Below are 12,522 nucleotides of genomic sequence, written 5' to 3' on the forward strand. Positions count from 1 at the left end.
GGTTTGATTACCCAGTAAGTCGCACGCCCGCCTTCGTTTACGAGAGGCGGGCGTTGCTTTGTCACAGCGCTGTAACTTTTCTGTCATATACAGCGGCTAAAGTTAGCCACTCGAATAGCGACAGAACTCACTATGGCGCGCTCATGGCTGCGCAGAGACGCTCTTACCTATGAATGACTTGGCTAGTGAAACCATGACCGCCACATCCAAATCCCTCGGGCTGGACTTCAATACCCCGGCCCTGCAGCGCAAGCGCCGCTTGCGTGCACTCAAAGATCGTATGGCCCGCTGGGCAGTGTCGATTGGTGGTATGGCCGTACTGGGCGCCATCACCCTGATCTTCTTCTACCTGGCCTACGTGGTGCTGCCGATGTTTCAAGGCGCCAGCATCGAGAGCCGCGAGCCCGTGCCGGCGGCCTGGCTGAGTGACGCCGCCGCGCCGCTGTTGCTGACCCTGGAAGAGCAGAACCGGGTCGCCATGCGCCTGGACCAGAATGCTCAGGTGCAATTCTTCGATGCCAAGAGCATGCGCGCGCTGAGCACTGTGCAGCTGCCGTTGCCGGCGGATACGCAGATTGTCTCGGTCGGTCAGGATCAGCCGGGCAGCAACCGGGTCGCCCTCGGCCTGTCCAACGGTCAGGTGCTGGTGTTCCAGCATGCCTACAAGATTACTTACCCGAACGACGTAAAGACCATCAGCCCGAGCATCGAGTATCCGTTCGGCGAGCAGCCGATTGCGCTCGACGGCCAGGGCCGTGCGCTGGACCATGTTGCCCTCAGCCTGAACAGCGGCACCTTGATGCTGGCGGGCTCCACCGGCACTGAGTTGCATGTGCTGAGCATGGGCCGCGAAGAAAATCTGATGACCGGTGAAGTGACGCTCAGCGAAGAGCGTATCGCCCTGCCGCAGATTGCCGAGCCGATCAAGTCGCTGATTATCGACCCGCGGCATATGTGGATGTACGTGATCAACGGTCGCGCCACCGCCGACGTCTTCGACCTGCGCAGCAACAGCCTGAATGGCCGTTACAAGCTGCTGGCAGACGGCAAGCGCGAAGTCAGCAACGCCACGCCGTTGCTCGGTGGCATTTCGCTGATGATCGGTGACAGCCGTGGCGGTATCAGCCAGTGGTTTATGGTGCGCGAGGACGACGGCAAGGCCTCGTTGACCGCCATTCGCAGTTTCCAGCTGGCCGATAGCCCAATCACCCAGATTATTCCCGAAGAGCGCCGCAAGGGTTTCTTCGCTCTGGATACCAAGGGCAACCTGGGTATCTTCCACAGCACCGCGCACCGCACCTTGCTGGTTGAGTCGGTCGCTGAGGGCCAGGCCATGGCCGCCCTGTCGCCGCGCGCCAACCGTATGCTGGTGGAGCGCGACGGCCAACTGCAACGTTTGATCGTCGACAACCCCCACCCGGAAATTTCCTGGAGCTCACTGTGGGGCAAGGTCTGGTACGAGAACTACGACGCGCCTGGCCATGTCTGGCAGTCGACGTCGGCGAGCACCGACAATGAACCCAAGCTGAGCCTCGCCCCGCTGGCCTTCGGCACCCTGAAAGCTGCGTTCTACGCCATGCTCCTGGCTGCGCCACTGGCCATCGCCGCTGCGCTGTACACCGCCTATTTCATGGCCCCGGCACTGCGCCGTAAGGTCAAGCCGGTGATCGAACTGATGGAAGCGCTGCCGACGGTGATTCTCGGTTTCTTCGCCGGCCTGTTCCTCGCGCCTTATGTCGAAGGTCATCTGCCGGGCATCTTTAGCCTGCTGATCTTCACCCCCATCGGCATTTTGCTCGCCGGCTACCTGTGGAGCCGCCTGCCTGAGTCGATCCGCCTGAGCGTGCCGGACGGCTGGGAGTCGCTGCTGTTGATCCCGATGATCCTGCTGGTGGGCTATGTCTCGCTGGCCATGAGCGGGCATCTGGAGAACTGGTTGTTCGACGGCAATATGCGCCTGTGGCTGAGCAATGACCTGGGCATCGCCTTCGACCAGCGCAACGCCCTGGTGGTCGGCCTGGCCATGGGCTTTGCGGTGATTCCAACGATCTTCTCGATTGCCGAAGACGCCGTGTTCAGCGTGCCCAAGAGCCTGACCTTCGGCTCTCTGGCCCTGGGCGCTACGCCTTGGCAGACTCTGACGCGGGTGGTGATTCTCACCGCCAGCCCGGGCATCTTCTCGGCGGTGATGATCGGCATGGGCCGCGCTGTCGGCGAAACCATGATCGTGCTGATGGCCACGGGCAACACCGCGATCATGGACATGAACATCTTCGAAGGCCTGCGCACCCTGGCCGCCAACGTCGCGGTGGAAATGCCTGAGTCGGAAGTCGGCGGTACTCACTACCGCGTGCTGTTCCTCTCGGCGTTGGTGCTGCTCGGCTTCACCTTTGTCATGAACACCCTGGCAGAACTGGTACGCCAGCGTCTGCGCGTCAAGTACGCCTCGCTCTAAGGTCTGGGAAGGTATATGTCCGTGAAACAAAACAACCTGAAAACCTGGATCAAGAGCGGCACGCCGTGGATCTGGATGAATGCTGGTGCGGTGTCGATCGCGGTGATCATGACTCTGGGCCTGATGACGGTGATCGCCGTGCGCGGCCTCGGCCATTTCTGGCCGGCGGATATCGTCGAAGCCGACTACCAGATCCCGGGTCAGGAAGTCCGGGTAATGGCCGGTGAGATCACTCAGGTCGAAGAAGTTCCGCGTGCGCGCCTGGCGGCTTCCGGTTTGCCGGTGCAGGCTGAAGGCGGCGAGTTTATGACCCGCGAGCTTTTCAAGGTGGGTAACCGCGACGTGTATGGCGCGGACTTCACCTGGGTGGTCGGCGAGTGGTTGAGCAACCTGCGCACCCCGGCAAACCTCACGGCGCTGGAGCGCCGCGAGTGGGGCAACTTCTACGGCTACCTGGTCAATATCAAGCAGTCGGGTGAGCTGGTGGCCGAGGGCGACGCCAGCTGGCCAGAGCTGCAGGCGCGTATTGCGCGGGTCGAGAAGCTGCACAGTCAGCTGGTGCGCTTGGAGAAGAAGGACATCGGCCGGATCAATGCCGGGCTGGAGCGCATCCGTCTGCAAACCCGCAAGCTGGAGCTGCAAGGCAAGCTGGATGAGGTCGCCCAGGCTGAACTGGATGCCGAGCGCGCGCAGTGGGATGCCGAATACAAGGTGCTGGAAACCGAGTTGATCGCCCTCAACCAGGCGTTCAACCGCGACAGCGTGACGCTGAAGACCGTTGATGGTCGCGAAATCACCATCAGCCTGGGCAAGGTGGTGCGGGCTTTCCAGCCGAACGCCATGGGCACGGCTGACAAGCTCGGGTTCTACTTCGCCAAGCTGTGGGAATTTGTCAGCGACGACCCGCGTGAGGCCAACACCGAGGGCGGGATTTTTCCGGCGATCTTCGGCACCGTGATGATGACCCTGATCATGGCGGTGATCGTCACCCCATTCGGCGTAGTCGCGGCGATTTACCTGCGTGAATACGCCAAGCAGGGGCCGCTGACGCGGGTGATCCGCATTGCGGTGAACAACCTCGCCGGCGTACCCGCGATTGTCTACGGCGTGTTTGGTTTGGGCTTCTTCGTCTACGTACTCGGCGGCTCGCTTGATCGCATGTTCTTCCCCGAGTCGGCACCGGCGCCGACCTTCGGTACGCCGGGTCTGTTGTGGGCCTCGCTGACCCTGGCGATCCTCACCTTGCCGGTGGTGATCGTGGCTACCGAAGAAGGCCTGGCGCGAATTCCGCGTGCCGTGCGCGAAGGTTCCCTGGCGCTTGGCGCGACCAAGGTCGAAACGCTGTGGCGCGTGGTGCTGCCGATGGCCAGCCCGGCGATGATGACCGGCCTGATCCTCGCCGTGGCGCGTGCCGCCGGCGAAGTGGCGCCGCTGATGCTGGTGGGTGTGGTCAAGCTGGCGCCTTCGCTGCCGCTCGATGGCAACTACCCGTACCTGCACCTCGACCAGAAGATTATGCACCTGGGCTTCCACATCTATGACGTTGGCTTCCAGAGCCCCAACGTCGAGGCCGCGCGACCGTTGGTGTACGCCACCGCGTTGCTGCTGGTGCTGGTCATTGTGGTGCTGAACATGGCGGCGGTGTATATCCGCAACCACCTGCGCGAGAAGTACAAGGCGCTCGACCATTAATTATCGCGCCGCGGCCAGCAGGCCGCGGCGGCTCACGAATTTGTTAGCGTAGGGAGCATCCCATGCAGCACGACACACACACTCGCGGTATCGACATGGCGGCCCTCGGCCGTGAGCGCCAGGGCCTGAACATGGCCAACGAGCGCGTGGCCATCGATGTGCCCGGCCTGAACCTGTATTACGGCGAAAAGCAGGCGCTGTTCGACGTCAAAATGAGCATCCCCAACCAGCGTGTCACGGCCTTTATCGGCCCGTCCGGTTGCGGTAAATCGACCCTGCTGCGCACCTTCAACCGGATGAATGATCTGGTCGATGGCTGCCGCGTGGAAGGCGAAATCAACCTCGACGGCAACAACATCTACCGCAAGGGCGAAGACGTCGCCGAGCTGCGTCGCCGTGTCGGCATGGTGTTCCAGAAGCCCAACCCGTTCCCCAAGAGCATCTACGAGAACGTGGTCTACGGCCTGCGCATCCAGGGCATCAACCAGAAACGTGTGCTCGATGAAGCGGTGGAATGGGCACTGAAAAGCGCGGCGCTGTGGGATGAGGTCAAAGACCGCCTGCATGACTCGGCGCTCGGCCTCTCCGGTGGTCAGCAGCAGCGTCTGGTGATCGCCCGTACCGTGGCGGTGCAGCCGGAAGTGCTGTTGCTCGACGAACCCTGCTCGGCCCTCGACCCGATTTCCACGCTGAAAGTCGAAGAGCTGATCTACGAACTGAAATCCAAATACACCATCGTCATCGTCACCCACAACATGCAGCAGGCGGCGCGAGTCTCGGATTACACGGCGTTTATGTACATGGGCAAGCTGATCGAGTTCGGGGATACCGATACGCTGTTCACCAACCCGGCGAAGAAGCAGACAGAAGACTACATCACCGGTCGTTACGGCTGATGGCAAGCCCATCCTAAGCAGAGACGTTATTCGGTTAATTCAAGGGTTTGCACATGATTAACAAAGAAAACCTTACCCAGCACATTTCCCAGCAGTTCAACTCCGAGTTGGAGGAGGTGCGCAGCCACTTCCTGGCCATGGGCGGGCTGGTCGAGAAGCAGGTCAACGATGCGGTCACGTCGTTGATCGATGCCGATTCCGGCCTGGCCCAGCAGGTGCGCGAAGTCGACGGCCAGATCAACCAGATGGAACGCAATATCGACGAGGAGTGCGTGCGCATCCTCGCCCGACGCCAGCCGGCGGCTTCCGATTTGCGCTTGATCATCAGCATCTCCAAGGCAGTGATCGACCTCGAGCGCGTCGGCGACGAGGCGACCAAGATCGCCAAGCGCGCGATCCTGCTGTGCGAGGAGGGCGAGTCGCCGCGCGGCTATGTGGAAATCCGCCATATCGGCGATCAGGTGCGCAAGATGGTGCGCGAGGCGCTGGACGCCTTCGCCCGCTTCGACGCCGACCTGGCGCTGTCGGTGGCGCAATACGACAAAGTCGTCGACCGCGAGTACAAGACTGCCCTGCGTGAGTTGGTCACCTACATGATGGAAGACCCGCGCTCGATCTCGCGGGTGCTCAACGTCATCTGGGCGCTACGCTCGCTGGAACGCATCGGCGACCATGCGCGCAATATCGCCGAGCTGGTGATCTACCTGGTGCGTGGCACCGACGTGAAGCACATCGGCCTGACGCGGATGCAGGAAGAAGTGCAGGGTACGAAAAAAGGCAACTGAGTTGGCGGTGCCGGGCAGCGTTGGTGCGCTGCCCGTTGAGGAAAATGCCGCTGATCGCGGCATAGGCTGTATTTCGGTTGGCCTTTGGCCAGTCGCCATGACTATGCTTAAGGCCATCAAAATGGGAGTGGCCGATGAGCAAAGTCAGTGTGCTGGTAGTGGACGACGCAACTTTTATCCGAGATCTGGTGAAAAAGGGGCTGCGCGACCACTTTCCCGGCATTCAGATCGAGGAAGCCGTTAACGGGCGCAAAGCCCTGCAAATGCTGACACGCAAGCCGGTAGACCTGATCCTCTGTGACTGGGAAATGCCGGAAATGTCCGGTCTGGAACTGCTCAGTTGGTGCCGCGAACAAGACAACCTGAAGACCGTGCCCTTCATCATGGTCACCAGCCGAGGCGACAAGGACAACGTCGTGCAGGCGATTCAGGCCGGCGTTTCCGACTTTATCGGCAAGCCGTTTTCCAACGAACAGTTGGTCACCAAGGTCAAAAAGGCCCTCAGCCGTGCCGGCAAGTTGCAGGCGCTGGCCGCCAGCGCGCCGCCGAAGATGCTCAGTACTGGGGCTTACGCCAACGATTCGTTGTCTGCGCTGACTGCTGGTAAGGCCGATGTGGTCAAGCCCGCTGCGGTTCCTGCCGTGCAGTCGGCCGCCGCTTTCGCGGCTAAACCGGCAGTCAGTAAGACCGCTGTACCCAGCGCGAGCGCAGGCCGTGGTCAGGGTCAGTTGCGTTTGCCTAGCGGCAGCATGAGCTGCGTGATCAAGGCCCTCAGCCTGAAAGAGGCCCTGCTGGTGGTTAAGCGCACCGAGGCGTTACCGCAGGTCTTGGAAAGCGCGGTGTTAGACCTGGAGCAGGGCGAGAGCGCGGAAACCGCACGGCTTAATGGTTACCTGCATGCGGTCGCCGCGTTCGAGCCGAAGCCGGACAGCGAATGGCTGCAGCTGACGTTTAAGTTCGTCGACAAAGACCCGCAGAAGCTCGATTACCTTTCGCGGCTGATTGCCCGTGGCACCGCGCAAAAGCACTTCAGCCCGAGCGCCTGAATAATCCCGACCGGGCGCGGCGCATGCGAGATGGCTCACAGGCTTGGCGCGCCGGCTCGCTTCACGCCGGGGCGGCTGCTAGTCTCATTCCTCCGGACATACAAATCATAAGATCCGAGTCGATATGCTAGGGCGTTTGCTACTTCTCTGCAGTTTGTTGAGCCTTGCCGGCCAGGCAGTGGCGTTGACTATTTATAAGTACACCGATGCCAACGGCGTGGTCACCTATACCGATCAGGCTGCGCCCGGCGCGCAAGTGTTTGTGTTTCGCGACCGTATGGTTGAGCGCCTGGACAACCAGGTAAAGCTGCAAACCAAGAAACACGAAGCCGGTGAAACCCTGATGGTGCGCAACGACCTGTACGCCCCGGTACAGATTGAGCTGCGCCTGCACGCCACGGACAACGTCGCCGGCGTGCCGGACGAGCCGATCAGCTGGGTGCTGCCTCCACGCAGCAATATTCGCTTGCTGACCCTGGCTCCGCGTGATGCCCGCAAACCCATGCGTTACACCCCCAAGCTGCGTTATGCCATGGGCGACCCACGTTTGCTGCCGACCCAGCAACGCTATCCGCTGCCGTGGCGCGGCGGGCCGTTCCGCCTGACCCAGGGCGCCAACGGCAAGTACAGCCACTTCACCCCCAAAGGCCGCTACGCCATGGACATCGCCATGCCCGAGGGCACGCCGATTGTCGCCGCGCGCGGCGGCATGGTGGTGAAAACCGAGAATCGCCAGAGTGGCCGTGGCAACAACCCGTCTGGCAACTATGTGCGCATCCTGCATGACGACGGCACCATGGGCGTCTACCTGCACCTGATGCAAGGCTCGGTGGTGGTGCGCGAGGGCAGTAGGGTTAACACCGGCAGCCTGCTGGCGCGCTCCGGCAATACCGGCAACAGCACCGGCCCACACCTGCACTTTGTGGTGCAGCGCAACGTCGGCCTGGCCCTGGAGTCGATTCCCTTCGACTTCTCACAGCCGGTCAACAGCCTGCCTAACTTCGCCGTAGGCGGTGAATAAATACCTGCTGCCGGTGGCTCTCTGCGCTAGTGCGTAGGATGGGTTGAGCGCAGCGATACCCATCAGATGCGCCCGGTCGCCTCAATCCAGCTTGAGCACCTTGGCTAGGAGGATCTTCGGGCCTTTCATCTTTTTCACGATGATGCGCAGGCCGTCCACCTCCAGCACTTCCTCTTCTTCAGGCATGCGCTTGAGGGTTTCATAGATCAGCCCGGCCAGGGTTTCGGCTTCGACATGGTCGAGGTCGACCCCGAGCAGGCGCTCGACTTTGGCCAGCGGCGTGTCGCCGCGCACCAGCAACTTGCCCGGCTGGTAGGCGAGGATGCCGCGTTCGGCCTTGCGGTGTTCGTCCTGAATGTCGCCGACCAGGGCTTCCAGCACGTCTTCCATGGTCAGGTAGCCGATCACCTTGCCGTCGGCTTCCTCGACCAGAGCGAAGTGCGAGCCGCCCTGACGGAACTGCTCCAGCAGGTTGGACAGCGGCATATGCCGGTTGACCCGTTCGACCGGGTGCATCAGCTCGGCCAGTTTCAACGCCGAGGGCAGCATTTCCAGCAAGGACAGGTGCAGCAACAGGTCTTTGATATGCAGCACGCCGACAAATTCGCCGCTGCTCTCGTCGCAGATCGGGTAGCGGCTGTATTTGTGCCGGCGGAACACGCTGAACACTTCATCCAGCGTGGCGGTCAGCGGCAGGGACACCAGGTCCTCGCGGGAGTTGGCCCAGTCCACCACTTCCAATTCGCCCAGCTCGACGGCCGAGGCGAGTACGCGCATGTCCTGATCGTTGGGGTCGCTGGCACGTCTGGAGTGCAGGATCAGCTTGAGCTCGTCACGGCTGTAGTGGTGCTCATGGTGCGGCCCTGGCTCGCCCTGACCGGCCACGCGCAGGATGGCGTTGGCGCTGGCGTTGAGCAGGAAGATCGCCGGGTACATGGCCCAATAGAACAGGTACAACGGCGCGGCCGTCCACAGCGACAGCAGTTCGGGTTTGCGGATCGCCCACGACTTGGGCGCCAGCTCACCGACCACGATGTGCAGGTAGGAAATGATAAAGAACGCGGTAAAGAAGGCGATGCCATGCACCAGCTTCGGCGACTCGATGCCGATGTAGCCGAGCAGCGGTTCGAGCAGGTGAGCAAAGGCCGGCTCGCCGACCCAGCCAAGGCCGAGGGAGGCCAGGGTAATCCCTAGCTGGCAGGCGGAGAGGTAGGCGTCGAGCTGGTTGTGTACGGTGCGCAGAATATGTCCGCGCCAGCCGTTTTTCGCGGCCAGGGCTTCGACCTTGGTGGCCCGTAGCTTGACGATGGCAAACTCGGCGGCGACGAAAAAGCCGTTGAGTAAGACCAGAAACAGGGCGAATAAAACCAGGCCGAAATCGGCGAAGTAAGTGGCAGCGGTGTAACTCGAGGAGGGGTCCATACAGGGTTCGGGTAGTGGATGAGGGCTAAAGGGTGGGGGCTGGCCAGCGGCTTTGCAAGAGGGGCGCAGCGACTGGCCGTAGCTACTGACCGCGGCGCACCATCTGCAGGGTTGGGAAGTGGCAGGTGAAGGTGCTGCCCTTGCCGAGCTGGCTGGCAATGTCCAGGCGCGCGCGGTGGCGCAGCAGCACATGCTTGACGATGGCCAGGCCCAGGCCGGTGCCGCCGGTGTTGCTGGCGCGGCTGGAGTCAACGCGGTAAAAGCGCTCGGTCAGGCGCGGCAGGTGTTTGCCTTCGATGCCCAGGCCGGTGTCCTGCACGCTGAGGTGCGCGCCCTGCTCATCACTCCACCAGCGCACATGGATCTCGCCTTCGTCCGGGGTGTATTTCACCGCGTTGAACACCAGGTTGGAGAAGGCGCTGCGCAGCTCGGCTTCGCTGCCTTTGAGCTTGAGGTGCGGGTCCGCCTCCAGGCTGATGCGGTGGTGGCGCTCGCCGGACAGCGCCTGGGCATCGTTTTTGATGCTCAGCAGCAGCAGATCAATCGCCACCGGCTGGTTGTCCGAGGGGTAACCGGTGGCTTCCAGTTTGGCTAGCAACAGCAGGTCGTTGAGCAGGTTCTGCATGCGTCCGCCTTGTTGCTGCATCTGTTGCAGGGCGCGCAGCCAGCGTGGATTAACCTCCTCGACGTTATCCAGCAGGGTCTCCAGGTAGCCGCTGATCACCGTCAACGGGGTGCGCAGCTCGTGGGAGACGTTGGCGACGAAGTCTTTGCGCATCTGCTCCAGCTGGTGCAGCCGGGTGATATCACGCACCAGCATCAGGTGCTCGCGGTTGCCGTAACGGGTGATGTGGAATTGCAGGCGCAGGTGGTTATTCACCGGCGATGGCAGTTCCAGCGGCTCGTTGTAATTGTGGTTGTCGAAATACTCGATAAAGCGCGGGTCGCGCAGCAGGTTGGTGATCTGCTGGCCGCTGTCTTGCGGGGTTTTCAGGCCCAGGAGTTTCTCCGCGGCGATGTTCCACCACTCCAGGTTGCCGTCGCGGTCGAGCATGATCACCGCATCTTTCAGCGCGGCGGTGGATTCCTGCACGCGGTCGATTACCGCCTGCAGACGCCCGCGGACTTTTTGGTCGCGGCGCTGCAGGTGATAGATGCTGTCGAGTACCTCGCCCCACAGGCCATAGCCATCCGGCGGCGCTTCATCGTCCGCGCGGGTGCGCAGCCATTTGTGCAGGCGCAGCAGTTGTTGCAGATGCCAGCCGAGATAGCCGGCCAGGCCGAGCACCAGCGCCCAGGCGTATTCGCCGCTGATCAAACCGAGCAGCAGGCAAACGCCAACCAGCAGCGACAATTGGCGAGTCAGGGGGTGCCAGTCTTGGTTCAAATCAACCTCATCCGCCAATCAATCCGTGGTTGCCAGGTGCGGGTAGGGGCGCGGCCTAGCTTTTGGTGGAAAAACGGTAACCGGTGCCGCGTACGGTCTGCACCAGGCTCTCGTAAACCTCGCCGAGGGCTTTGCGCAGGCGCCGAATGTGCACATCGACCGTGCGTTCCTCAACGTAGACATTGCCGCCCCAGACCTGATCAAGCAACTGGCCACGAGTATACGCACGCTCTTGGTGGGTCATAAAAAACTGCAGCAAGCGGTATTCGGTAGGGCCCATTTCGGCGGGTTTGCCGTCGATGGTCACGCGGTGGCTGACCGGGTCCAGCAGCAGGCCGCCGACTTCGATTGGCCCTTCGTTGTCGATTGGCCCGGCGCGGCGCAGCACGGCTTTCAGGCGCGCGACCAGCTCGCGTGGGGAAAACGGCTTGGTGATGTAGTCATCGGCACCGACTTCCAGGCCCTGGATCTTGTTGTCTTCTTCACCTTTGGCGGTGAGCATGATGATTGGAATATCGCTGGTCAATTCATCGCGCTTGAGTCGCCGTGCCAGCTCGATACCGCTGGTGCCGGGCAGCATCCAGTCGAGCAGAATCAGGTCGGGTTTACGGTCGACGATGATGGCGTGGGCTTGCTGGGTGTTCTCCGCTTCCAGGCATTCGTAGCCGGCCATCTCCAGGGCCACGACGATCATTTCACGGATTGGTGCTTCGTCATCGACGATCAGGATGTTTTTGCCAACCATGGATCAAACCTCAAGTCATCTCGCAGTAATGGACTGCATTAGATAACGGAATTATTGCAGCCATATGACAGCTGCGCGTCATGGCCCAGCGCCGCCGTCCCCGTAGGGTCGGTTTCACTGCATCAGCGGCCCATCTTAGCTGCGTAAGGCGTAGTCGAGGACCAGGCCGATAAAGATCGCCAGCCCGGCCCAGTGGTTATGCAAAAAAGCCTTGAAGCAGGCCATCGGCTTGCGATTGCGAGTCGTGTGGTATTGCCAGGCAAAGCAGCCTGCCGCCGCCAGTAGGCCGAGGTGGAAGTACCCACCCAGTTCAAAACGCCCACCCGCGAGCAGCAGGCAGAGCAGCGCCAGGCCCTGCAGGGTCACGATGATCAGGCGGTCGGCATCGCCAAACAGAATGGCGGTGGACTTCACCCCGATCTTCAGGTCGTCGTCGCGGTCGGCCATGGCGTAGTAGGTGTCGTAGGCCACCGTCCACAACAGGTTGGCGATGTATAGCAGCCAGGCCTCGGGCGGCAGGCTGCCGGTTTCGGCAGTAAAAGCCATGGGCATGCCCCAGGAAAACGCCGCGCCCAGCACCACTTGCGGGTAAAAGGTGTAGCGCTTCATAAAGGGGTAGCACGCGGCCAGTGCCAGGCCGCCAAACGACAGCCAGATGGTCGTGGCATTGGTAAACAGCACCAGCACAAAGCTCAGCGCCACCAGCACGGCGAACAGCATCAGCGCTTCACGCGGCTGTACCTTGCCGCTGGCCAGCGGCCGCGCTTGGGTACGGCTGACATGGCCGTCGATGTTGCGATCGGCGTAGTCATTGATTACGCAGCCAGCGGCGCGCATGAGGAACACCCCGGCGACGAAGATAAACAGGTTCTTGGCGCTCGGTACGCCCTCGGCCGCTACCCACAACGCCCACAGGGTCGGCCACAGCAGCAGGTAAATGCCGATGGGTTTGTCCAGGCGCATCAGCTGGATAAAGTCCCAGGTGCGCGGGTGCAGGCGGTTGAGCGAGTGCAGCAGGCGGGTATACATCGGGCGCGTCTCCGTGCGGGTTGCCGCGGATTATACGGAGTCGG

10 protein-coding genes are annotated in these 12,522 nt (G+C 61.8%); 6 read left to right on the plus strand and 4 right to left on the minus strand.

Features of this window, described 5'->3' with window-relative positions; translation table 11 throughout:
• Nucleotides 1–169 precede the first annotated feature (169 nt).
• From Q0V31_RS06505 to Q0V31_RS06530, 6 genes are all read left to right on the plus strand, one after another.
• Nucleotides 170–2,455 (plus strand): ABC transporter permease subunit, encoded by a 2,286-nt coding sequence (locus Q0V31_RS06505; protein WP_298185860.1) that lies wholly within the window; start codon nucleotides 170–172, stop codon nucleotides 2,453–2,455.
• A gap of 21 nt (nucleotides 2,456–2,476) precedes the next feature.
• On the plus strand, nucleotides 2,477–4,147 hold the full coding sequence (gene pstA, locus Q0V31_RS06510) for a phosphate ABC transporter permease PstA (RefSeq protein ID WP_298190936.1): 1,671 nt from the start codon (nucleotides 2,477–2,479) through the stop codon (nucleotides 4,145–4,147).
• Between the two features lie 62 nt (nucleotides 4,148–4,209).
• The gene (gene pstB / locus Q0V31_RS06515; RefSeq protein ID WP_298185862.1) at nucleotides 4,210–5,043 is read left to right on the plus strand and encodes a phosphate ABC transporter ATP-binding protein PstB; all 834 of its coding nucleotides are present in this window, start codon (nucleotides 4,210–4,212) and stop codon (nucleotides 5,041–5,043) included.
• A 53-nt stretch (nucleotides 5,044–5,096) separates the two neighbouring features.
• Entirely contained in the window at nucleotides 5,097–5,828 is a 732-nt protein-coding gene (gene phoU, locus Q0V31_RS06520) for a phosphate signaling complex protein PhoU (protein WP_298185865.1), read from the plus strand.
• A gap of 134 nt (nucleotides 5,829–5,962) precedes the next feature.
• Complete coding sequence (locus Q0V31_RS06525) at nucleotides 5,963–6,874, plus strand: response regulator (protein ID WP_298185867.1); 912 nt, start codon at nucleotides 5,963–5,965, stop codon at nucleotides 6,872–6,874.
• Between the two features lie 124 nt (nucleotides 6,875–6,998).
• On the plus strand, nucleotides 6,999–7,895 hold the full coding sequence (locus tag Q0V31_RS06530) for a peptidoglycan DD-metalloendopeptidase family protein (protein WP_298185870.1): 897 nt from the start codon (nucleotides 6,999–7,001) through the stop codon (nucleotides 7,893–7,895).
• An 81-nt stretch (nucleotides 7,896–7,976) separates the two neighbouring features.
• On the opposite strand, the gene Q0V31_RS06535 is transcribed toward Q0V31_RS06530, so the two are convergent.
• The 4 genes from Q0V31_RS06535 to ubiA all read right to left on the minus strand — a co-directional run bounded on the left by Q0V31_RS06535 (nucleotide 7,977) and on the right by ubiA (nucleotide 12,478).
• Complete coding sequence (locus Q0V31_RS06535; RefSeq protein ID WP_298185873.1) at nucleotides 7,977–9,317, minus strand: hemolysin family protein; 1,341 nt, start codon at nucleotides 9,315–9,317, stop codon at nucleotides 7,977–7,979.
• 82 nt (nucleotides 9,318–9,399) lie between these two features.
• Nucleotides 9,400–10,704 (minus strand): phosphate regulon sensor histidine kinase PhoR, encoded by a 1,305-nt coding sequence (gene phoR / locus Q0V31_RS06540; RefSeq protein WP_298185876.1) that lies wholly within the window; start codon nucleotides 10,702–10,704, stop codon nucleotides 9,400–9,402.
• 55 nt (nucleotides 10,705–10,759) lie between these two features.
• Nucleotides 10,760–11,449: a phosphate regulon transcriptional regulator PhoB gene (gene phoB, locus Q0V31_RS06545; protein WP_298185879.1), complete on the minus strand. Its 690-nt coding sequence runs from the start codon at nucleotides 11,447–11,449 to the stop codon at nucleotides 10,760–10,762.
• Between the two features lie 135 nt (nucleotides 11,450–11,584).
• A complete protein-coding gene (ubiA, locus tag Q0V31_RS06550) occupies nucleotides 11,585–12,478 on the minus strand; it encodes a 4-hydroxybenzoate octaprenyltransferase (RefSeq protein ID WP_298185882.1) in 894 nt (297 codons plus the stop codon).
• Nucleotides 12,479–12,522 lie beyond the last annotated feature (44 nt).

It is taken from the genome of uncultured Pseudomonas sp. (assembly GCF_943846705.1).
GTDB lineage: Bacteria > Pseudomonadota > Gammaproteobacteria > Pseudomonadales > Pseudomonadaceae > Aquipseudomonas.

Excerpts from the sequence above, each read along its gene's own strand:
- Q0V31_RS06505 (WP_298185860.1), top strand. The coding sequence starts at position 170 with ATGAATGACTTGGCTAGTGAAACCATGACCGCCACATCCAAATCCCTC.
- pstB (WP_298185862.1), top strand. The coding sequence starts at position 4,210 with ATGCAGCACGACACACACACTCGCGGTATCGACATGGCGGCCCTCGGC.
- phoU (WP_298185865.1), top strand. The coding sequence starts at position 5,097 with ATGATTAACAAAGAAAACCTTACCCAGCACATTTCCCAGCAGTTCAAC.
- Q0V31_RS06525 (WP_298185867.1), top strand. The coding sequence starts at position 5,963 with ATGAGCAAAGTCAGTGTGCTGGTAGTGGACGACGCAACTTTTATCCGA.
- Q0V31_RS06530 (WP_298185870.1), top strand. The coding sequence starts at position 6,999 with ATGCTAGGGCGTTTGCTACTTCTCTGCAGTTTGTTGAGCCTTGCCGGC.
- Q0V31_RS06535 (WP_298185873.1), bottom strand. The coding sequence starts at position 9,317 with ATGGACCCCTCCTCGAGTTACACCGCTGCCACTTACTTCGCCGATTTC.
- phoB (WP_298185879.1), bottom strand. The coding sequence starts at position 11,449 with ATGGTTGGCAAAAACATCCTGATCGTCGATGACGAAGCACCAATCCGT.
- ubiA (WP_298185882.1), bottom strand. The coding sequence starts at position 12,478 with ATGTATACCCGCCTGCTGCACTCGCTCAACCGCCTGCACCCGCGCACC.